Here is a 19,279-nt window from a genome sequence, read left to right on the forward strand (position 1 = left end):
GCTATGTCTGCCATCAAACCGGCGCCCACAGCGGGCCGCCGTACCAAACTGACCGTCCGGGTGGCGTTCGTGCTCGCCAACGCGGCGCTTGCCGTCGTGTTCATCCAGCAGGCGGTGGCGCCGTCTTTGTTGTCGAGCGCATCGTCCAGTGACGCCCGCCATCGCGCGCTCGGCGAGGAGAACGGGTACGTCCCCGAGGGGGTGACGATCTTCGACGCGGGGGTTCCTGCCGTCGCGAACCTCGACCCGGCTCTACTCAATGCCTTGCGGAAGGCTGGGACGGCGGCTCGGGACGACGGGGTCGAGTTCGTGGTCAACAGTGGGTGGCGCTCGGCGGCGTACCAGGAAGAACTGCTCAGCGAGGCGGTCGCCGAGTACGGATCGAAGGAGGAGGCTGCTCGCTGGGTCGCTACGCCTGACAAGTCGCCGCATGTGTCGGGGCATGCGATCGACCTCGGGCGCGACGCGGCTGGGTGGTTGTCCAAGCACGGCGGCGCCTTTGGGTTGTGCCAGATCTATGCCAATGAGGCCTGGCATTACGAACTCCGCCCGGACGCCGTCGATCACGGTTGCCCGGTGCCGTACGCCGACCCGACCCACGATCCGCGGGGTCAGCTATGACCATCGGAATCACTGTTTACGGCTGTGAGCCGGACGAGGAGTTGCTGTACCGGGAACTGTCCCCACATTTCGGCGTACTGCCGACCATCACCGCGGCGGCGGTCTCCGAAGCGAATTCCGATCTGGCCATCGGCAATCGCTGTATCAGCGTCGGCCACAAGAGCCGGATCACGAACGCCACGCTGCTCGACCTCAGCCGGGCCGGTGTCGAGTACATCTCGACCAGGAGTATCGGCTACAACCATCTCGACCTGGAATTCGCGGCGCGGCTCGGGATCTCCGTCGAGAACGTCAGCTATTCGCCGGACAGCGTGGCCGACTACACGCTGCTGCTGATGCTCATGTCACTGCGCAATGCGCGGGCCATGATTCGGCGTACCGAAGCGCAGGACTACCGATTGGGCGAGGTCCGCGGGCGGGAACTGCATGACCTGGTGATCGGGGTCGTCGGTACCGGCCGCATCGGCGCAGCCGTCGTGAACAGGCTGCGCGGCTTCGGGTGCCGGATCCTGGCGCACGACAGCCGGCCGGGGACGTCCGCCGATTATGTCTCGCTGGACGAATTGCTGCGGCTGAGCGACATCGTCACTCTTCATACCCCGCTCACCGCGCAGACGCACCATCTGCTGAATCGGCAACGGTTGAAGAAGTTGCGACCGAGTGCCCTCATCGTCAATACCGGGCGCGGTGCGCTCATCGACACCGAGGCTCTGATCGAGGCGCTCGAGAGCGGCCGGCTCGGTGGAGCGGCGCTGGATGTCGTCGAGGGCGAAGAGGGAATCTTCTACGCCGATCACCGGGGCAAGGAGATCTCAGCCGGACCTTTGCGACGGTTGCAGAAGCTGCCGAACGTGCTGATCAGCCCGCATACCGCCTATTACACGGATCGCGCCCTGCGCGACACGGTCGAAAACTCGCTCGCCAATTGTCTCAAGTTCGAAAGCAGGAGTCAGTATGCCTAGGTTGAAGGTCGGCGTCGTCTTCGGTGGGGTCTCCGAGGAACGCCACATCTCGGTCAAGTCCGCGCAGGAGATCGCGAAACACCTCGATCCCTCGAAGTACGAACCCTCTTTCGTCGGCATCACCCAGAGCGGCGCGTGGATGCTGTGCGACGGGCCTGGTCCGGACTGGGAGGCGGGCCGGTGTCAGCCGGCCGTCCTGGCTCCGGACAGCACCGTGCGTGGGTTGCTGGTGCTGGACGAAGGGAAGTACGACACGGTCGAACTGGATCTGGTGCTGCCCGTTCTGCACGGCAGGTTCGGCGAGGACGGCGCGATCCAGGGGTTGCTGGAGCTGTCCGGGATTCCCTATGTGGGGTGCGACATCCAGAGCTCGGCGCTGTGCCTGGACAAGTCTCTGGCCTACACCGTCGCCGGGGACGCGGGTATCGCCACCCCGAACTTCTGGACGGTGACGGGGGAGCAGGTCATCGATGCCGGCCGGCTCAGCTATCCGGTCTTCGTGAAGCCGGCCCGGTCGGGGTCGTCGTTCGGGGTCAGCAAGGTCTCTGACGCCTCGGAGCTGGCCGACGCTGTGGCGGTCGCCCGGGAGTACGACTCGAAGGTGCTGATCGAGGAGGCTGTCGCCGGGCACGAGGTCGGCTGCGCGATCCTGGGGACCGATCCGGATCTGGTGGTGGGGGAGGTGGACCGGATCGCGTTGTCCCACGGCTTCTTCCGGATCCATCAGGAGAGCACGCCGGAGCTGGGTTCGGACAACTCGACGCCGATCGTTCCCGCTGACATCTCGGCGGAGTCGCGTTCGCTGGTACGCGAGACCGCGAAGGCCGTCTATCGGGCGCTCGGCTGCAGCGGGCTGGCACGGGTCGACCTGTTCTTGAAGGCCGACGGGCAGGTGGTGCTGAACGAGGTCAACACGTTCCCGGGCATGACGTCGTACAGCCGCTATCCGCGGATGATGGCGGCCGCGGGGCTGCCGATGGCCGAGGTGATCGACCGGCTGGTGACCTCGGCGTTGGAGGGGGCGCGGTGAAGGCCGATTTCGTCTTCGTGGACGAGTTTGCGTCCGGGATCCGCTGGGACGCCAAGTACGCCACCTGGGACAACTTCACCGGCAGACCGGTCGACGGCTATCTGGCCAACAGGATCGTCGGTACCAGGGCCTTGTGCGCGGCCTTGACCGAGGCCCGAGAGAAGGCCGAGCCCCGCGGCTTCGGCCTCCTGCTCTGGGACGGCTACCGCCCACAACGCGCCGTCGACCGCTTCCTGCAGTGGTCGAAACAGCCCGAGGACGGTCGTACGAAGCCACGCCACTACCCGAACATCAGCCGAGCCGACATGTTCGCCAAGGGCTATGTCTCCACCAAGTCGGGCCACAGCCGAGGCAGCACCGTCGACCTGACCCTCTACCACCTGGCCACCGGCGAACTGGCTGCGATGGGCGGCGGCCACGACCTGATGGACTCGATCTCCCATCACGACGCCGACGGCATCACCCCCACCGAGGCAAGCAATCGCCAGGCGCTGCGCTCGATCATGACCGCCTGTGGCTTCACGCCGTATGCCTCCGAGTGGTGGCACTACACGCTCGAAGACGAGCCGTTTCCGAACACGTACTTCGACTTTCCGATCGCCTGACCAAGACCTCAGGGCTCGAGATCGGTCACGCCCCGGCCGCTCCGGATGTCGAACGGGACCGATGCCTGGTCGTGCACGACCAGCCATCGGCCGTCGACCTTGCGGAAACAGAAGGTGGCCCGGACCCACATGCCGTCCGTCGCCGTACCGTCGGGCAGCGTCCCGCTCACCCGGCCGAAGCAGTGTCCGAAGGCGATCTCGGTGTCGACGGCGAGCCGCAGGTCGCGCACCTCGTAGGCCGGATCGGCGAGGAAGGTGAAGACCTTCGCCCAGTTCGCGAGTTTCGCCTCCACCCCGACGTGCTGAAGCGGCGGCTCCACGTCGAACGACACCACGTCCGTCGCGTACACCTGCTGCAGTACGTCGAGGTCCCTGGCCCGGATACCATCGACGATCTGTTCGATCTGTCGCCGGATGGCACTCTCGTCCAGTTCCCGCTGCGCTGACATTTCTTCGATGCTGTTCATACCGCTCCGACGAAGCAGCTCGGTGGATCGTGAGGTCGCTAACCTCGTCCCCGTGAAGCTGATCGCGAGCGCCGGCGCCGAACTCCTCCGGATCGTCTCCGCTGTGCCGTCCGGCGCGTGGAGCAACAACACTCCGGCTGACCTCACGGTCCGCGAAGTCGCCGATCACGTGGCCGCAGGCAACATCTTCGCCACCCGCCTGCTCGCCGGCGCCTCAGCAGCCGACTCCGTCGCCGGTCTGGACTCGGACCAGCTGGGCGACGACCCGATCGCAGCCCTCACCACCTCCTGCGAGGCCCAGCAGCACGCCTTCGCCACCGCGGACCAGACGATCCCACTCCACCACCCCAGCGGCGACATCACCTACGACACCTTCGTCCGCTTCCGCGCCGGCGACCTGGTCGTCCATGCCTGGGACATCGCGATCGGCGCCGGTGTCGACCCGACGCTGGACTCGGCCGTCGTCACGGCCCTCTGGACGATCGTCGAACCCCACGTCGAGTCCATGCGCGCCATGGGCGCCTACGGCCCCGGCGCCAGCGGGACCCTCCCGCCCGACGCCTCCGCGCAGTCCCTCCTCCTCGACGCCTTCGGCCGCCGCCCCTGAGTAGCTGCCCGCGCCGACCCGACGGTTGCGGGCGGTAGTCGTACAGACTCTTGACCCGGAGCTGGGAATGCGCAATCCTGCGGGAAAGCGCATTCCTGAGTGGGTTGAGTGGAGGTACGCCGATGAGGTCGGTTCCTGCGAGTGGGTTGCGGGATTATGAGGCGCAGGTGTGGATCGACGGGTGGTGTGAGCCGCCGGCGTCGGACTGGGTGCCGGTGCTCGACAAGGCGGCGGGCAAGCCGTTCGCGCGGTACGGGAGTGCGTCGGCCGAGCAGGTGGACCGGGCGGTCCGGAGCGCCCGGCGGGCACAGGCCGAGTGGGCCGAGGTGGACGCGAACACCAAGAGCGAGATTCTGCGGGCGTTCGCGCGGGAGCTGGAGAACCGGCACGGCGAGCTGATCACACTGATCGTCCGGGAGACCGGCGGTACGACGGAGAAGGCGGAGGAGGAGCTCGGGCAGTCGATCAACCAGCTGCTCAACTCCGCCACCCAGCTGACCGAGAACGCCGGTGCCATCCTGCCGCCGTACAAGAGCGGCAAGATCTCGCTCTCGCGGGCGGTGCCGCTGGGCGTGATCGGGCTGATCGTGCCCTGGAACTACCCGATGAGCCTGGCGATGCGCGCGCTCGCGCCGGGGCTCGCCTACGGCAACGCAGTCGTGCTCAAGCCCGCCGAGCTCACCCCGATCGCAGGCGGCCAGATCCTCGCGGAGGCGGCCAAAGCGGCCGGCGTACCGGCAGGTGTCTTCAATGTCGTACCAGGCGACGGTCCAACAACTGGGAAGACGTTGTCTGAGCACCCCGACCTCGATCTGATCCACTTCACCGGCTCGTTCGAGGTCGGCCAGCAGATCTCGAGCTTCGCCGGCAGGAACTTCCGTGCCGCCGCGACCGAGCTGGGCGGCGACAACGCGTTCGTCGTACTGGACGACGCCGACCTCGACCAAGCCGTCAGCTGCGCGCTCTGGTCCTCGCTCTGGTACCAGGGGCAGACCTGTATCACCGCCGGCCGGCACATCGTGATGCGCTCGGTCGCCGACGAGTTCACCGAGGCCGTCGTCGACCGCGTCAGCAAGCTCCGGGTCGGCGACCCGCTGCGCGACGACGTCGACCTCGGCCCGATCATCACCGGGACGCAGCTCAAGCGCTTCCACGAAGGACTCGTCCAGCCGTCGCTCACAGCAGGCGCCAAGCTGGCGACCGGCGGCACGTACGACGGGTTGTTCTACCAGCCCGCCGTACTGACCGGGGTGACCCCGCAGATGCCGGTGTTCACCGAGGAGATCTTCGGCCCGGTGATGCCGATCACCGTCGTCGACAGCGAGGCCGAGGCGCTCGACCTCGTCAACCGTCATCGCACGCTGATGAACTCGGTCTTCACCAAGGACCCGATGCGCGGGCTCGCGTTCGCGGAGAAGGTCAAGAGCAACGAAGTACACGTGAACGACGGGTATGCCCGGCACGGCGGCGAAGGCCAGCTGGCCGGCTACACCCACCGCCAGTGGATCGGCATCCAGACCACCCCCACCGAATACCCCGGCTGGGCGTCGAAATGAGGAAACCCCTGATGAACCTCCGTAGAAGCGCCGCCCTCGGTGCGGTCCTCGTGCTGGCGCTGGCCGCCTGCTCGGGCAACGACGACAAGGCAAGTCCAAGTGGTGCGGGCAGCAGTGCCGCCAAGGGCGAGAAGGTGACGCTCACCTACGTCAACTGGGACGGCGGCATGGACAAGGTCGTCGACGAGTGGAACAAGCTCAACCCGGACATCCAGGTCAAGCTGAGCAAGCCCTCGGGCACCGGTTACACCTTGTACAACAAGCTCATCACCAACAACAAGGCCGGTACCAACCCCGACATCACCGAGGTCGAGTACCAGGCGTTGCCAGCCCTGATCGCGAACCAGGTGGTCGTCCCGATCGACGACTACGTGAAGGGGCTGGACGCGAAGTACGACAAGGCGTCGCTGTCCCAGGTGCAGTTCGAGGGCAAGACGTACGGCGTACCGCAGAACGTCTGCCCGATGGTGTTCTTCTACCGCAAGGACGTGTTCGACAAGCTCGGCCTGAAGGCGCCGGCCACGTGGGCGGAGTACGCGACCGTCGCCGCGGCGATCCACAAGGCGGATCCGAAGAAGTTCATCGGCAACTTCACCGCCGCCGACCCGGGCTGGTTCGCCGGGCTCGCACAGCAGGCCGGGGCCAACTGGTGGAAGGCCGACGGCGACACGTGGAGCGTGGCGATCAACGATGCCGCGAGCAAGAAGGTCGCGGACTACTGGGACGACCTGATCAAGAAGGGCCTGGTGAGCCCGCAGCCGAACTGGTCGGCGCAGTGGAACACCGACATGAACAACGGCACCATCGTCGGCTGGGTCGGCGCGCAGTGGGGACCGAACCAGCTGCCGTCGATCGCGAAGGACACCGCCGGCAAGTGGGCCGCGGCGCCGCTGCCGGCCTGGACCGCCGGTGACACCGCGGTCGGCATCTGGGGCGGCGAGACCGAAGCCGTGACGGCGAACTCCAAGCACCCGGCCGAGGCCGCGAAGTTCGTCGAGTGGATGAACTCGTCCGACGCCGGTATGGACTCGCTGATCAAGAACGTGCAGGCCTTCCCGGCCTCGCCGCAGGGCCAGCAGCTGCCCGCGCTGAAGACGCCGCCGCCGTTCATGTCGACGCAGCCGGACTACAACACGCTGATGGCGACCGCGGCCAAGGGCGTGCGCACGTTCGACATCTGGGGCCCGAACGCGAACGTCACGTTCGACTCGTACTCCAACGCGTTCGGCGCCGCGCTGCAGAAGAAGACCTCGCTGTCCGCGGCACTCGACACGATGCAAGAGGCAACGGTCAGCGACATGAAGAAGCTCGGCTTCCAGGTAGCCGGCTGAGATGAGCGGTCCTCGTACCGCCACGGCCGCGAGCAAGCCTCGCGGCCGTGGCGGGCTGCTGCCCGTCGCGCTGGTCACGCCGGCGGTCGTGCTCCTGCTGCTGTTCACGATCGCCCCGGCGGTCTACGCGATCTTCCTCAGCTTCCGCCGGATGAAGGTGGGCAAGGGCCTGCTCGGCGGTGGCAAGCCGACGGAGGTGTGGACGGGTCTGTCCAACTACACCGCGACGCTGAGCGACAGCGAGTTCTGGGCGAGCCTCGGCCGGATGCTGCTGATCGCGGCGTTCGGCGTACCGCTGACGGTGATCCTGTCGACGCTGTTCGCCTTGTGCCTCGACGCGAAGCGGGCCAGGCTGGTCGGGTTCGCGCGGTTGGCGATCTTCCTTCCGTACGCCGTACCGGGTGTGGTCGCGTCGCTGTTGTGGGGCTTCATGTACCTGCCCGCGACCTCGCCGATCGGTGGTGACGTGGTCGACTACTTCGGCACCAAGGGGATCTTCTTCAGCGTGGCCAATGTGGCCGTCTGGGGTGTGGTCGGCTTCAACATGGTGATCCTCTACACCGCCGTACGGAGTCTGCCGAAGGAGCTGTTCGAGGCGGCCGAGCTGGACGGCGCGACGGAGTTCCAGATCGCCGTCCGGGTGAAGCTGCCGATGATCGCGCCGGCCGTGGCGATGGTCGCGCTGTTCTCGGTGATCGGCTCGCTGCAGCTGTTCAACGAGCCGACGACGCTGAAGCCGCTGGCCAACGCGATCTCGTCGACCTGGGTCCCGCTGATGCGCGTCTACACCGATGCCTTCGTCAACAACAGCATCTACGAAGGCGCCGCCACGTCGTTCGTGCTGATCGCCATGACGGTCGCCGCGACCGTCCTCGTCTCGGCGGTCGGCCGCCGGATCGCCCGGAGGTCCACCAGATGACCCGGCAACGTACCCGCTGGATCCCGACCCTGATCCTGCTGATCGGCGCCCTGTACTGCGTCTTGCCGGTGCTGTGGATCGTCATCGCGTCGACCAAGACCAACGACGAGCTGTTCTCGACGGCACCGTTCCTGCCCGCCTTCAACGGTGGGTTCTGGAGCAACCTGGACGCGCTGTTCAGCTACAACCACGGCATCTTCGGGCGCTGGGTGCTGAACTCGGTGATCTACGCGATCGGCGGCGGACTGTTGTCGACGGCAATCGCCGGGGCGGCTGGTTATGCCTTGGGCAAGTACCGCTTCGCCGGGAGCACCGTCTTGTTCAGGGCGATCGTCGCGGCGGTTCTGCTGCCGCAGATCCTGCTGGCCGTTCCGCAGTTCCTGCTGCTGGCCAAGGTCGGGATGACCAACAACTACGCGTCGGTGCTGCTGCCGCAGTTGGTCAGCCCCTTCGCCATCTACCTCTGCAAGATCTACTCGGAGGCCTCGGTTCCCGACGAGATCATGGAGGCCGCCCGCATCGACGGCGGCAGCGAATGGCGCATCTTCCGGTCGGTGGGGGCGCCGTTGATGATGCCGGCCCTGGTGACCGTCTTCCTGCTGCAGTTCATCGGCATCTGGAACAACTTCCTGCTGCCGTTCGTGATGATCAACAACGATCACCTGTACCCGCTGACGCTCGGGCTCTACGGGCTGATGATCATCACGGGTGGCCAGGCGGCGCAGTACTCGATCGTCATCGCCGGCGTGCTGGTGTCGATCATCCCGCTGGGCGTCCTGTTCCTCAGCCTCCAGCGGTACTGGAAGATCGACCTGATCAGCGGGGGAGTGAAGCTGTGAAGTAGGCGGCGGTCTCGTCGTCGGCCGGGTAGTAGGACTCGACGGCGAGTTCGTCGAGGGTGAGATCGAGTGGGGTGCCGAAGGTCGTGATCGTGGAGAACATCCGCAGCTCGACGCCGTCGATGCGGATGATCATCGGGATCAGGACCTCGGCCTCCACCGGTTCGCCGGTCTCGCCTGGCGCCAGGAGTTCTTGGTAGAGGGCGGTGAGTTTGGGGTCGGGGGCGGCGGCGAGTTGGCGTCGTACTCGGGAGCGGAAGACGATTCGTACGTCGTCGCGGTTGACGACCAGGGCGGCCAGGCCGCGGGGATCGAGTCCGAGGCGGAGCAGATTCATCGGAGGCTCGCGCAGTTCTGGTGCCACGCCGGTGAGGAACGGATCGACAGCCCGGTTGGTCATCACGATGTCCCAGTGCCGGTCGAAGGCCAGAGCTGGGTAGGGCTCATGGGCTTGCAGGACGCGCTCGACGGCTGCGCGCGCCGCTGACAGCGCAGTTGAGTCGAGGGGGCTTTCGGCGTACCGGGGTGCGAACCCGGCCGCGAGCAGCAGCACGTTCCGCTCCCGCAGCGGTACGTCGAGCTGCTCGGCGAGCCGCAGCACCATCTCGGCGCTGGGTTGCGACTTCCCCGTCTCCACCAGGCTGACGTGCCGCGCCGACACGTCAGCCGCGATCGCCAGATCCAGCTGACTCAACAACCGCCGACGCCGCCACCCCCGCAAAAGCTCCCCAACCGTTGCCATGGTCACCGACCCTACCCATGAAATGGGAGTTCATCGACAACCGGTACCGGCCCCGCAACACTGCTGAACATGACTACACAGAACAAGCAACTGGTCCAGCGTGCCTTGGCCGAACTCATCGGCGAAGGTGGTGTCGCCGCCGTAGAACCCTTGCTCAGCGACGATTTCCGTCACCACCGTCCCGACGGTCTGATCCGCGACAAGACAGAGTGGCTCAACGACGTAGGCAACGCCCTGGACCCTTTGAAGGACATGAAAGTCGACATCCTCCACATCCTCTCCGACGCCGACCACGTAATCCTCCACACCCACCGTCACCTCCCCGACGACGGCCCGTCCATCGCAGTCGTCGACATCATCCACTTGGCTGACAACCTAATCACCGAAGCCTGGGAACTGCTCGAGCCTCTGGCCGAAGCCGACGCCCACCTCACCTGGTGGGACCGGTGACGACGTCTGGCTATGCACATCCTCCGCCGGCGCGGGCATTTGTACACTTCGCCGCGCGACAGCACCGTCGCTAGGGTGCCTGTCTCACCGCGACGGAGCGCGCCGCCCGGACCGCCGCGCACGCACAACCCTCGTGGAACGCCCCGACGCGCCGGGGGAAGCGGTTGCCGGGGGAGTTGTGCGTGCATGGCGGGCCGGCCGTTGCTGCCGGCAACCAATTTCGGGGTCGCCGGCCAGGCCGATGGGGGTTGGGGAGGATTTTCCCGGAGAACGGGGAGGCAAACGAGCCGGTTCGGGGGTACAAGCCTCCCCAGTTCCCCTCGGTTGTGCGCCGACGGGACCGGGCGGAGGTCCAGCAGGGAGGGTCAGATGGGCGGGGTGCTGGCGCGGATGACGGGGTAGGCGGGGACTGTGCGGCGGGTCAGGTCGGGGTCGGTGGTGGTGGCTCGGTAGACGGCCTCCTGCGCGACCGCGTTCAGGGCTACGTGGACGGTGGTCAGTTTGGGGACTACGTCGCGGAGGGTGGTGATGTCGTCGAAGCCGGCTACGCCGATGTCTTCGGGGATGCGGAGGCCACGTTCGCGGAGGCCGGCCAAGGCGCCCAGGGCCATGTCGTCGGTGACGGCGAAGACGAGTTGGAGGTCGCGGACTTCGGCGTCGGTGAGGCTGAGGACGAAGTCTCGGGCGCCGGCCCAGCTGAAGCCGGGGTGGTGCACGCGGGTGGCCGCGTCGGCGACGCCTGACTCGACCAGGCCGGTGACGAAACCCTCGACGCGGCGGCGCATGGACAGCAGGGGAGTCCCACTGCCGAGGACCAGGCAGCGTTGGTAGCCGAGGCCTGCCAGTTCGCGGGCCAGCTGCCGGGAGCCTTCGTGGTTGTCGAAGTCGACGGTCTCGAAGGGGAGGTCCGAGCGGCTGATGAGTACGACGCGGCCGCCGGTCTCCTCGTAGCGGTGCAGCTCGTCGACGAGTTGCTGCTCCGACGGCGGGTCGACGTACCCGGTGCCGGCCAGGATGATGGCGCGCGGTTGCTGGCCGCGTAGCTCGCGGACGAGGTCGAGCTCGCGGTCGGCTTGCCGCTCCGTGACGGCGATCGACACGTGCAGCCCGATCGCCTCGGCCTGCTTCATGATCTCGGCCGCCATCGCGGAGAAGTACGGGTCGGAGATCAGGCTGATCACCAGCGCGATCGTCCGCGACGTACCGCGCGCCATCGCCTGCGCCGGCAGATTGGGCGTGTAGCCGAGCTCGCGCGCCGCCTCCAGCACCCGCTCGCGATAGCTCTCGGCGACCTTGCGCGAACTCCCGTTCAGCACCCGGGAAGCAGTCGGCTGGGAGACCCCGGCGGCCCGCGCGACATCGTCGAGCGTGACGGGGCGCCTGACCCCCGAGTCACCCAGCATCCCGTTCATCCCGGCAGTTTATCGGCGAAGCCTCAGCCCGGTGGTGAAATCGGCGTCATCAGCCGCGCCGCGACGGACAACGCGAGGTCGTCCCGCCCCGGTGGCGCGACGACCTGAGCCCCGACCGGCAGTCCGTCGACGAGCCCGACCGGCACACTCACCGCCGGATGCCCGGTCACGTTGAACCCCCAGCAGAGGTCGCCGACGACGATGTTCTGCTCATGCTGGTCATACCCATGGGCGACAGTCGGAGTCGTGGGGGTGATGAGGACGTCGACCTCGGTGAAGAGGTCCGCGAGGGCTGTGGTGTTGTGAGTTCGCACCCGTACGGCGTCCCGCACAGCAGCCGGTTCGACGGGCAGGCCTGCGTCGAGGTCGCGGAGGGTGAGCCAGGCCGAGTCGACGGGGAGCCAGTCGAGGCGAGCGTCTCGGACGACGATCCCCGGTACGCCGAGACTGCCACGGACCAGCGCATCGACCGACGGATCGCAAACGAGCGGACTCAGCGCCGATCGATAGGCGACTCGGAAAGGGCCGGCCTCGAGCGCAGGCGTCGGCCAATGCGGCAGTGCCCACGGATCCAGCCGATCGGGCCCGCTCACCAAGCTGGTGGCCAGTGCAACGTCCTCCACCGAAGTCGCCATGAACCCGCCGATGGTCAAACCACCCAGCGCCCGCCCGTCCGCCCGGGGCACCCGACCGGCTGACCCCTTGAACCCCACCACGCCACAAAACGAGGCTGGGATTCGTAGCGAGCCCGCGCTGTCTCCGCCGGTCGCCAGGGGGACGACGCCAGCGGCCACCGCTGCCGCGGCACCTGCGGACGATCCGCCCGGCGAGCGTGAAAGATCCCAAGGGTTCCGCGTGTACTCCGACCCGTTCCATCCGAACGTCTGTGACACCGCATCCGCCCGGGCCCGTGTCGACGTACCAAGCGGGATCGCCCCGGCCGCGATCAGCCGCGTGACGATCGGCGACCCAGCCGGCGTACGGGCCTTGATCAGAACCGGTACGCCGGCCAATGGCAACCCAAGGTCCACCCGCTCGGCCAGCGACAAAGCACCGTCAGCATCGAGCGAGTCGATGAAGTGCAGCACCGGATCCCACCGCGCAACCCCGTCCAGCGCCACCGCGACCACCTCGACGGCAGTACGCCGCCCAGAACGCAGCGAGGCGACGAGCTCCGCGATCAGGCGTTGAGCCCCTCGTCGCTGTGGTCGTGCTCGTCCTGGTTGAGCATCGGCGATACGGGCCAGTCGTCCGGGTAGTCCGCCGCGAACTCCTCGGCCTCGGCGAACAACCGCTTCTTGTACTTCCGCGACAGCCGATCCCCGAACACCATGCCCTGCGTGTGGTCGGTCTCGTGCTGCAGGCACCGCGCCAGCAGGCCGTCACCCTCGTAGCTGACCGGCTCGCCGTTCTCGTCCACACCGGTCACCCGGGCGAAGTCCGGCCGGGCGCACTTGGTGAAAGCACCGGGCAGCGACAGGCATCCTTCGTCGCCCTCGTCGAGCTGCCGGTCCTTGCCCTCGGGCAGCTCGAGCACCGGGTTGCAGACGACGCCCGACTGGTAGACGCCGTTCTTGTCCGGGCAGTTGAAGACGAACACCTGCAGGTCTACGCCCACCTGGTTCGCGGCCAGCCCGACACCCTCGGCGGCGTTCATCGTCGCGACCATGTCCGCGACGAGCGTGTGCAGTTCCTCGCCGAACTCGGTGACCGGCTGGTTCACGTGGTGCATGACGTCCGTGCCCCAGCGGGTCATGGGGCGCACGGAGCCGTCAGTAGGCAGCGTAGACATGCCTGAAATCCTAGCGAATCCGCGCGCCACGCCGACGCGCGCGTCCGCAGTACCAGGCTCCGGTACTACGGACGCGCACCGACGACTCAGGCCTGGTTGACCTCGTCGCGCCACGCGACCCAGTCGCGGAGCAGACCCAGGTCGTACTTGGGCCCGGACGTGCTGACCGTGAACAACCGGGTGCCCACGTCGAGCATCGCCTTGCCGAGCTCCTCGGGCGACTTGTCGCCGACCGCCGTCGAGCGCTCGATCTCGCCCGGGTCGCGGCCGATCGCGGCGCAGTGCGCGTCGAGCACCTCGTGCTTGTGCGCGATCGTCTCGGCGTCGCCGAAGCCGTGCCAGATGGTCGCGTGCTTGGCGACCAGCTTGAGCGTCTTCTTCTCGCCACCGCCACCGATCAGGACCGGGATGTCCCGGGTCGGCGCCGGGTTGAGCTTGGCCCAGCGCTGCTCGATCCGCGGCAGCGACTCGGCCAGCGCGTCCAGCCGGCCGCCCGCCGTACCGAACTCGTAGCCGTACTCGTCGTAGTCGCGCTCGAACCAGCCCGAGCCGATACCGAGGATCAGCCGGCCGTTGCTGATGTGGTCGACGGTGCGGGCCATGTCGGCGAGCAGGTCGGCGTTGCGGTAGGTGTTGCAGGTGACCAGGCAGCCGATCTCGATCCGCTCGGTCGCCTCGGCCCAGGCGCCGAGCATCGTCCACGCCTCGAAGTGCAGGCCGTCCGGCTCACCGGACAGCGGGTAGAAGTGGTCCCAGTTGAAGGCGATGTCGACGCCGATCTCCTCGGCGGCCGCGACGGTCCGCCGGATGTCGGCGTACTCCGCGTGCTGAGGCTGAACCTGGACGCCGATCCGGACCGGATACTTGCTGTAAGGATGGGGGGCTTCAGTACTCATGCCGGCCAGCCTACGCCGTATCGGAGGATCCTCCGGATGAAGCCCGCCATCTGAGCCGGTGCTACTGCGGCCAGCCGCCGACGGTGTTGCTGGGCTTGGGAGTCGCCACGATCTTGCGGCAGGCCGCCTCGGACTGCTCCTGGAGCCAGGTCGGCGGCAGCTCGCCCTTGGCCATGATCACCCGGGCGTTCTTCTGGATCTTCCGGAGCGCGTCGTACTTGTCCGCGGTCAGCCCCATGTGCTGGTAGTCGCCCTCCTGCCCGGGCGCGCCGCGCAGGTTCTCGGTACCCCAGTAGACGAGCTGGTCGACGCAACTGCTCAGCGGGTCCTTGGCCGGCTTCACCGTGGGAGCCGCTTTGGGTTTCTCGTCCCCACAGGCAGCAGATCCGGCGAGCACGGCGACAGCCAGTACTACGGTCACACCCAGTCGGCGGCTCATCCCGCCAGTCTGGAACATCGTCGAGTCATCCGGCATCAGTCGTCAGGTGGATTGTCCCCGGGAGGCGATAGGTTGCCGGACATGGACCTCAACGGCAGACCTGACCCGCCGACGGAGGCCGGTGAGAAGGAGACCCTCGTCGGCTTCCTCGATTTCCAGCGGGCCACCCTGCGCTGGAAATGCGAGGGCCTCACGCCCGAGCAACTCGGTACGCCGTCCATCGACCCGTCCTCGATGACCCTGCACGGCCTGATCCGCCACCTCACCGAGAACGAGCTCGGCTGGTTCGTCGGCACCTTCACCGACGAGCCCGTCGTCTACCCGTACGCGACCCCCGAGCGCCCCGAGGGTGACTGGATCGGCCTGGACCCGAGGCACTACGCCGCCGACCTCTACCGCTACGACCAAGCCGTCGAGCGAGCCAGAGCCGTCATCGCGGACCTCGACCCGGACGCCGTCGGCGAGGACGAAGGCCGCCGCTTCTCCCTGCGCTGGGTCCTGGTCCACATGATCGAGGAATACGCCCGCCACAACGGCCACGCCGACCTCCTCCGAGAACGCCTCGACGGCTCCACCGGCGAATGACCAGTCGGTGCCGGCCTCGGCCGGCACCGCTCATCCCTGAATCAGCAGATCGCCGCGTTGACCCGGTTCCCGCAGTACAGGTTGCCGCTGCTCGCGTGGCACGTCGCCGCAACAGCGGTGGAGGTCGTCGGAACGGCTGAGGCCGACATAGCGGCGCCTGCTGACATGACCGCCACAGCGCCGAAGGCTGCCAGCACGCTCGTCTTTCGGAATGCCACAGTTCTCTCCCCTCATCCAGCGCCGGGGTCTCCAGCGCCGCGGCCAGTATGGGCAGCCGGGAGGGGCGCAACGGGGACAGTTAGAGGAGCCTCGAAGGGGTTGACGGGCTAAGGTCTTCGCCATGAGTCCCAAGTCGAGCATCGCCCCGGTTCGGTGGACGCCGCCTGCTGTGCCGCCGGCGAGGGAGCCGCGGCGGATCGAAGTACGGGCAGTGGCGGTGCCGGGGGAAGGTCCTGAAGACGCGTTGATCGATGCCGAGGGCAACGTGTTGACGGGGCTGCTCGACGGGCGGATCCTGCGGGTGAGTCCGGACGGCGCGACGATCGAGGTGCTGGCGGACACCGGCGGGCGGCCGCTCGGGCTGGAGTGGCTGCCGAACGGCAAGGTGCTCGTCTGCGACGCGAATCGTGGGCTGCTGACGCTCGACCAGGACGGCCGGATCGAGACGCTGCTCGCAGACATCGACGGCCGGCCGATGAAGTTCTGCAACAACGCGGACGTACTGCCCGACGGCACCATCTACTTCACCGACTCGTCGACGCGGTTCGGTGTCGACGAGTGGATGGCCGACCTGCTCGAGCACTCCAGTACGGGCAGCCTCTACCGGCTCACCCCCGACGGTGAGCTGACCCGGCTGGCCACGGACCGCCCGTTCCCCAACGGCGTCGCGCTCAGCGGTGACCGCCGGACGCTGTTCTTCGTCGAGACCGCCAGCTACGGACTCTTCAAGGTCGACCTCACCACCGAGGGTGCCGAGCCCGAGCTGGTCGCGATGATCCCCGGCCTGCCCGACAACATCTCGCGCGGCTCGGACGGCCTGATCTGGGTCGCGATCGGCTCACCCCGCAACGCGTTGCTGGACCTGCTGCTCCCCAAACAACCGGTACTCCGCAAAGTGGTCTGGGCCCTGCCCGACGCGCTCAAACCGAAGGCCGCCGACATCATCGAGATCCAGGCCTACGACGATGACGGCAACCTGGTCCACGACCTGCGTGGCAAGCACTCCGACTTCCGGATGCCGACCGGCGTCCGCGAGCGCGACGGGCAGGTGTGGCTGAGCAGCATCGGCACCACCCACCTCGCCACCTTCCCGACCCCTACACGACCGGGCCAATTGCTGCGGTCAGCCGATCTGCCAGGACCGCTTGGACAGCCCGTACCAGAACCCGTCCACCACGGTCTCCGCAGTACCGAGTGAATCCTCGGACGCACCGAGCGAAACGAACAACGGCGCGAAGTGCTCCGTCCGAGGATGCGCGATCCCAGCAGCCGGCGCCTTGTGCAGAAAGTCGATCAACGAGTCGACGTCCTGCTTCGCCAACGCCCGCTTGGCCCAGTCGTCGAACTCGACCGACCAGCTCGGCGCAACGCCGTCCGGCGCTCCGCTGAGGTTGATCGCGCTCAGGTTGTGGGTGGTGAACCCGCTGCCGACGATCAGCACGCCCTGGTCGCGCAACGGCGCCAGCTTGCGGCCGATGTCGAACAGCTGCTTCGGATCGAGCGTCGGCATCGACACCTGCAGGACGGGGATGTCGGCGTCCGGATACATCTCCTTCAACGGCACGTAGGCGCCATGGTCGAGCCCACGATTGGGGTCGTCGTAGACAGGAGTGGCAGGGGAGTGCAGGAGCTTCCGCACCTGATTGGCCAGCTCAGGCGCGCCGGGAGCGGCGTACTGCACCTGGTAGTACCGCTCCGGAAAGCCCCAGAAGTCGTAGAGCAGCGGCACGGTCTCGGTCGCCGCCAGCGTGAGCGGGGCGGCCTCCCAGTGCGCCGACACGATCAGGATCGCGGTCGGCTTGGCGAGGCCGGCAGAGACGGCGGCGAGTTCCGCCGTCCACTGCCGGTCGTCCGCCAGCGGGGGAGCGCCGTGGCTGAGGTAGAGCACCGGCTGCTGAGTGTCACTCATCGGAGAGTCCTTCCTGAGGGTCGTACCTCCTCCAATGTAGTTGAACACTCAATCTATTCCCAGAGGGTGGCTACTCCTTCTTGTCCGAGTCGCCGGTGACGACCAGGGAGAAGTCGTCGCCGTGGGCGGAGACCCCCTCGATCACCGCGGCCTCGACCGCCTCGGTGCCGATCGCCTTGCGCAGCATCAGCGGGTCGGTGCGGAGATCCTTCGCGAGGGCGATCGCGAGCCCGACCATCACCAGGGCGAAGGGGAGGGCTGCGACGATCGTGAGGTTCTGCAGGCCCTGGAGTGCCTTCGCGCCGCCGCCTCCGACGAGCAGCATCACCGCCGCGACCGCGCCGGTGAGGACGCCCCAGAAGACGACCACCGACTTGCGTGGTTCGATCGCGCCACGCTGGGACAGCGTGCCCATCACGATCGACGCCGCGTCCGCGCCGGAGACGAAGAAGATCGCCACCAGCACGACGACCAGGATCGTCGTCACCGACGCCAGCGGATAGTGGTCGAGCAGTCCGAAGAGCTGCCCCTCGGTCGTCGACTGGCCGGCGATGTCCACGCCGTGCCGCTGGGTGTCGATCGCTGCGCCACCGAAGATGCAGAACCAGACCAGGCTGACCAGCGACGGAACCAGCAGTACGCCGGTGACGAACTGCCGGATCGTCCGGCCGCGGCTGATCCGCGCGATGAACATCCCGACGAACGGGGTCCACGAGATCCACCAGGCCCAGTAGAAGACCGTCCAGCTGGACAACCAGGTCGCCATCGAGTCGCCGCCGCTGGCCTCGGTACGGGCCGCCATGTCGGCCAGATCGCGCAGGTAGTCGCCGATCGCGGTCGGCACCAGGTTGAGGATCAGCACGGTCGGCCCGACGACGAAGACGAACGCGGCCAGTACGACGGCCAGCACCATGTTGATGTTCGACAGCCATTGGATGCCCTTGGCAACACCCGACACCGCCGACGCCACGAAGGCCGCGGTCAGCACGGCGATCACGCCGACCAGTACCGCGTTCCCGGTCTTGTCGAGCCAGCCGAGGATCCGTACGCCCGATCCGATCTGGAGCGCGCCGAGCCCGAGCGACGCCGCCGAGCCGAACAGCGTCGCGAAGATCGCCAGGCCGTCGATCACCTTGCCGATCGGCCCCTCGGTCCGCTTGCCGAGCAGCGGCGCGAACGCCGAGCTGATCAGCTGCGAACGGCCGCGCCGAAAGGTGCCATAGGCAATCGCCAGCCCGACGACCGCGTAGATCGCCCACGGATGCAGGGTCCAGTGGAACAGTGTCGTCGCCATCGCCGTCTGCAGGGCCGCGTCACTGCCGCCTTCGACCGTGCCCGGCGGCGGCGCCATGAAGTGCGACAACGGCTCGCTCACGCCGTAGAACATCAGCCCGATGCCCATCCCGGCGCTGAACATCATCGCGACCCAGGACACCGTCTTGAACTCGGGCTGCTCGTCGTCGGTGCCGAGCGGGATGTTTCCGTACCGGCCGGCCGCTATCCACAAGACGAAGACGACGAAACCGGAGGCCAGCAAGACGAACAGCCAGCCGGTGTTGGTCTCCACCCAGGTCAGCGCCGAGGTGGACGCCGTACCGAGGCTGGACGCGCTGACGAAACCCCAGGCCACGAAGGCCAGGGCGATCACGGCGGTGACGCCGAACACGATCCGGTCGAGCCCGGAGCCGGTACTTCGGCTGCCGGGCGGGGGTGGCGCCGCAAGAGCAGGGTGCTCGCTCGCGTGGTTCTGGTCTGCTTTCCGGCTGTCGATATCGATCGCCACAGCTGAATCACGCCTCGCTTCGGCGCGCCTCCGTTTCCGGTTTGCTAGGGGGACTGCCTTTCGACCATTCCGAAGATTGTGGCGAAACGCAACTATCGTGGCCTCGGCCACACCG

22 protein-coding genes are annotated in these 19,279 nt (G+C 67.4%); 12 read left to right on the plus strand and 10 right to left on the minus strand.

Going from position 1 to position 19,279, the window contains the following annotated elements; all coding sequences use genetic code 11:
• Nucleotides 1-3: 3 nt before the first annotated feature.
• Genes ABD116_RS31625 through vanX form a run of 4 tightly spaced genes read left to right on the plus strand, consistent with a single transcriptional unit; the run spans nt 4 to nt 3,218 of the window.
• The gene (locus tag ABD116_RS31625) at nt 4-621 is read left to right on the plus strand and encodes a M15 family metallopeptidase (RefSeq protein ID WP_343978663.1); all 618 of its coding nucleotides are present in this window, start codon (nt 4-6) and stop codon (nt 619-621) included.
• Nucleotides 618-1,583, plus strand: a complete 966-nt coding sequence (locus tag ABD116_RS31630) for a D-isomer specific 2-hydroxyacid dehydrogenase family protein (RefSeq protein WP_343978666.1) — start codon at nt 618-620, stop codon at nt 1,581-1,583. The genes ABD116_RS31625 and ABD116_RS31630 overlap by 4 nt, the downstream gene beginning before the upstream one ends.
• Entirely contained in the window at nt 1,576-2,613 is a 1,038-nt protein-coding gene (vanA, locus tag ABD116_RS31635; RefSeq protein WP_343978669.1) for a D-alanine--(R)-lactate ligase, read from the plus strand. The genes ABD116_RS31630 and vanA overlap by 8 nt, the downstream gene beginning before the upstream one ends.
• Complete coding sequence (gene vanX / locus ABD116_RS31640) at nt 2,610-3,218, plus strand: D-Ala-D-Ala dipeptidase VanX (RefSeq protein ID WP_343978672.1); 609 nt, start codon at nt 2,610-2,612, stop codon at nt 3,216-3,218. The genes vanA and vanX overlap by 4 nt, the downstream gene beginning before the upstream one ends.
• An 8-nt stretch (nt 3,219-3,226) precedes the next feature.
• On the opposite strand, the gene ABD116_RS31645 is transcribed toward vanX, so the two are convergent.
• Complete coding sequence (locus ABD116_RS31645; RefSeq protein ID WP_343978675.1) at nt 3,227-3,667, minus strand: YybH family protein; 441 nt, start codon at nt 3,665-3,667, stop codon at nt 3,227-3,229.
• A 70-nt stretch (nt 3,668-3,737) separates the two neighbouring features.
• Between ABD116_RS31645 and ABD116_RS31650 the strand changes: the two genes are divergently transcribed.
• From ABD116_RS31650 to ABD116_RS31670, 5 genes are all read left to right on the plus strand, one after another.
• Nucleotides 3,738-4,292 (plus strand): maleylpyruvate isomerase family mycothiol-dependent enzyme, encoded by a 555-nt coding sequence (locus ABD116_RS31650; protein ID WP_343978678.1) that lies wholly within the window; start codon nt 3,738-3,740, stop codon nt 4,290-4,292.
• Between the two features lie 122 nt (nt 4,293-4,414).
• On the plus strand, nt 4,415-5,848 hold the full coding sequence (locus tag ABD116_RS31655; protein ID WP_343978681.1) for an aldehyde dehydrogenase family protein: 1,434 nt from the start codon (nt 4,415-4,417) through the stop codon (nt 5,846-5,848).
• 11 nt (nt 5,849-5,859) lie between these two features.
• On the plus strand, nt 5,860-7,179 hold the full coding sequence (locus ABD116_RS31660; protein WP_343978684.1) for an ABC transporter substrate-binding protein: 1,320 nt from the start codon (nt 5,860-5,862) through the stop codon (nt 7,177-7,179).
• Nucleotide 7,180: 1 nt separating this feature from the next.
• Entirely contained in the window at nt 7,181-8,098 is a 918-nt protein-coding gene (locus ABD116_RS31665; protein ID WP_343978687.1) for a carbohydrate ABC transporter permease, read from the plus strand.
• The gene (locus ABD116_RS31670) at nt 8,095-8,937 is read left to right on the plus strand and encodes a carbohydrate ABC transporter permease (RefSeq protein ID WP_343978689.1); all 843 of its coding nucleotides are present in this window, start codon (nt 8,095-8,097) and stop codon (nt 8,935-8,937) included. The genes ABD116_RS31665 and ABD116_RS31670 overlap by 4 nt, the downstream gene beginning before the upstream one ends.
• Here the strand turns inward: ABD116_RS31670 and ABD116_RS31675 are convergent.
• Nucleotides 8,915-9,679: a helix-turn-helix domain-containing protein gene (locus ABD116_RS31675; RefSeq protein WP_343978692.1), complete on the minus strand. Its 765-nt coding sequence runs from the start codon at nt 9,677-9,679 to the stop codon at nt 8,915-8,917. The two genes, ABD116_RS31670 and ABD116_RS31675, sit on opposite strands and share 23 nt — an antisense overlap.
• A gap of 69 nt (nt 9,680-9,748) precedes the next feature.
• Between ABD116_RS31675 and ABD116_RS31680 the strand changes: the two genes are divergently transcribed.
• Nucleotides 9,749-10,129, plus strand: a complete 381-nt coding sequence (locus ABD116_RS31680; protein ID WP_343978694.1) for a nuclear transport factor 2 family protein — start codon at nt 9,749-9,751, stop codon at nt 10,127-10,129.
• A gap of 365 nt (nt 10,130-10,494) precedes the next feature.
• Here ABD116_RS31680 and ABD116_RS31685 read toward each other — a convergent pair whose 3' ends face one another.
• From ABD116_RS31685 to ABD116_RS31705, 5 genes are all read right to left on the minus strand, one after another.
• Nucleotides 10,495-11,541, minus strand: a complete 1,047-nt coding sequence (locus ABD116_RS31685) for a LacI family DNA-binding transcriptional regulator (RefSeq protein ID WP_343978697.1) — start codon at nt 11,539-11,541, stop codon at nt 10,495-10,497.
• 23 nt (nt 11,542-11,564) lie between these two features.
• On the minus strand, nt 11,565-12,662 hold the full coding sequence (locus ABD116_RS31690; protein WP_343978699.1) for an amidase family protein: 1,098 nt from the start codon (nt 12,660-12,662) through the stop codon (nt 11,565-11,567).
• Nucleotides 12,663-12,721: 59 nt separating this feature from the next.
• Nucleotides 12,722-13,333, minus strand: coding sequence for a peptide deformylase (gene def, locus ABD116_RS31695; protein WP_343978702.1), 612 nt, complete (start codon nt 13,331-13,333; stop codon nt 12,722-12,724).
• Between the two features lie 86 nt (nt 13,334-13,419).
• Nucleotides 13,420-14,229, minus strand: a complete 810-nt coding sequence (locus tag ABD116_RS31700; RefSeq protein WP_343978706.1) for an LLM class F420-dependent oxidoreductase — start codon at nt 14,227-14,229, stop codon at nt 13,420-13,422.
• A 61-nt stretch (nt 14,230-14,290) separates the two neighbouring features.
• Nucleotides 14,291-14,668 (minus strand): hypothetical protein, encoded by a 378-nt coding sequence (locus tag ABD116_RS31705; protein ID WP_343978709.1) that lies wholly within the window; start codon nt 14,666-14,668, stop codon nt 14,291-14,293.
• An 81-nt stretch (nt 14,669-14,749) separates the two neighbouring features.
• On the opposite strand from ABD116_RS31705, the gene ABD116_RS31710 reads away from it, so the two are divergent.
• Nucleotides 14,750-15,253, plus strand: coding sequence for a DinB family protein (locus ABD116_RS31710; protein ID WP_343978712.1), 504 nt, complete (start codon nt 14,750-14,752; stop codon nt 15,251-15,253).
• A gap of 41 nt (nt 15,254-15,294) precedes the next feature.
• Here the strand turns inward: ABD116_RS31710 and ABD116_RS31715 are convergent, their stop codons facing one another.
• Nucleotides 15,295-15,471, minus strand: coding sequence for a hypothetical protein (locus tag ABD116_RS31715; protein ID WP_343978715.1), 177 nt, complete (start codon nt 15,469-15,471; stop codon nt 15,295-15,297).
• Between the two features lie 122 nt (nt 15,472-15,593).
• On the opposite strand from ABD116_RS31715, the gene ABD116_RS31720 reads away from it, so the two are divergent.
• Nucleotides 15,594-16,670 carry an SMP-30/gluconolactonase/LRE family protein gene (locus ABD116_RS31720; protein WP_343978718.1) on the plus strand — a complete coding sequence of 359 codons (1,077 nt, stop codon included), beginning with the start codon at nt 15,594-15,596 and terminating at the stop codon, nt 16,668-16,670.
• Here ABD116_RS31720 and ABD116_RS31725 read toward each other — a convergent pair.
• A complete protein-coding gene (locus ABD116_RS31725; protein ID WP_343978721.1) occupies nt 16,596-17,381 on the minus strand; it encodes a dioxygenase family protein in 786 nt (261 codons plus the stop codon). The genes ABD116_RS31720 and ABD116_RS31725 overlap by 75 nt on opposite strands.
• Before the next feature lie 70 nt (nt 17,382-17,451).
• Nucleotides 17,452-19,164: a BCCT family transporter gene (locus tag ABD116_RS31730; RefSeq protein WP_343978723.1), complete on the minus strand. Its 1,713-nt coding sequence runs from the start codon at nt 19,162-19,164 to the stop codon at nt 17,452-17,454.
• Nucleotides 19,165-19,279 lie beyond the last annotated feature (115 nt).

The organism is Kribbella koreensis (genome assembly GCF_039525325.1).
GTDB classification, from domain to species: Bacteria; Actinomycetota; Actinomycetes; order Propionibacteriales; family Kribbellaceae; genus Kribbella; species Kribbella koreensis.

Bases quoted from the DNA above. Each gene is read 5' to 3' on its own strand.
- ABD116_RS31625 (WP_343978663.1), top strand. From the start codon at position 4: ATGTCTGCCATCAAACCGGCGCCCACAGCGGGCCGCCGTACCAAACTG.
- ABD116_RS31630 (WP_343978666.1), top strand. From the start codon at position 618: ATGACCATCGGAATCACTGTTTACGGCTGTGAGCCGGACGAGGAGTTG.
- vanA (WP_343978669.1), top strand. From the start codon at position 1,576: ATGCCTAGGTTGAAGGTCGGCGTCGTCTTCGGTGGGGTCTCCGAGGAA.
- ABD116_RS31645 (WP_343978675.1), bottom strand. From the start codon at position 3,667: ATGTCAGCGCAGCGGGAACTGGACGAGAGTGCCATCCGGCGACAGATC.
- ABD116_RS31655 (WP_343978681.1), top strand. From the start codon at position 4,415: ATGAGGTCGGTTCCTGCGAGTGGGTTGCGGGATTATGAGGCGCAGGTG.
- ABD116_RS31660 (WP_343978684.1), top strand. From the start codon at position 5,860: ATGAACCTCCGTAGAAGCGCCGCCCTCGGTGCGGTCCTCGTGCTGGCG.
- ABD116_RS31665 (WP_343978687.1), top strand. From the start codon at position 7,181: ATGAGCGGTCCTCGTACCGCCACGGCCGCGAGCAAGCCTCGCGGCCGT.
- ABD116_RS31670 (WP_343978689.1), top strand. From the start codon at position 8,095: ATGACCCGGCAACGTACCCGCTGGATCCCGACCCTGATCCTGCTGATC.
- ABD116_RS31675 (WP_343978692.1), bottom strand. From the start codon at position 9,679: ATGGCAACGGTTGGGGAGCTTTTGCGGGGGTGGCGGCGTCGGCGGTTG.
- ABD116_RS31680 (WP_343978694.1), top strand. From the start codon at position 9,749: ATGACTACACAGAACAAGCAACTGGTCCAGCGTGCCTTGGCCGAACTC.
- ABD116_RS31685 (WP_343978697.1), bottom strand. From the start codon at position 11,541: ATGAACGGGATGCTGGGTGACTCGGGGGTCAGGCGCCCCGTCACGCTC.
- def (WP_343978702.1), bottom strand. From the start codon at position 13,333: ATGTCTACGCTGCCTACTGACGGCTCCGTGCGCCCCATGACCCGCTGG.
- ABD116_RS31700 (WP_343978706.1), bottom strand. From the start codon at position 14,229: ATGAGTACTGAAGCCCCCCATCCTTACAGCAAGTATCCGGTCCGGATC.
- ABD116_RS31705 (WP_343978709.1), bottom strand. From the start codon at position 14,668: ATGAGCCGCCGACTGGGTGTGACCGTAGTACTGGCTGTCGCCGTGCTC.
- ABD116_RS31710 (WP_343978712.1), top strand. From the start codon at position 14,750: ATGGACCTCAACGGCAGACCTGACCCGCCGACGGAGGCCGGTGAGAAG.
- ABD116_RS31720 (WP_343978718.1), top strand. From the start codon at position 15,594: ATGAGTCCCAAGTCGAGCATCGCCCCGGTTCGGTGGACGCCGCCTGCT.
- ABD116_RS31725 (WP_343978721.1), bottom strand. From the start codon at position 17,381: ATGAGTGACACTCAGCAGCCGGTGCTCTACCTCAGCCACGGCGCTCCC.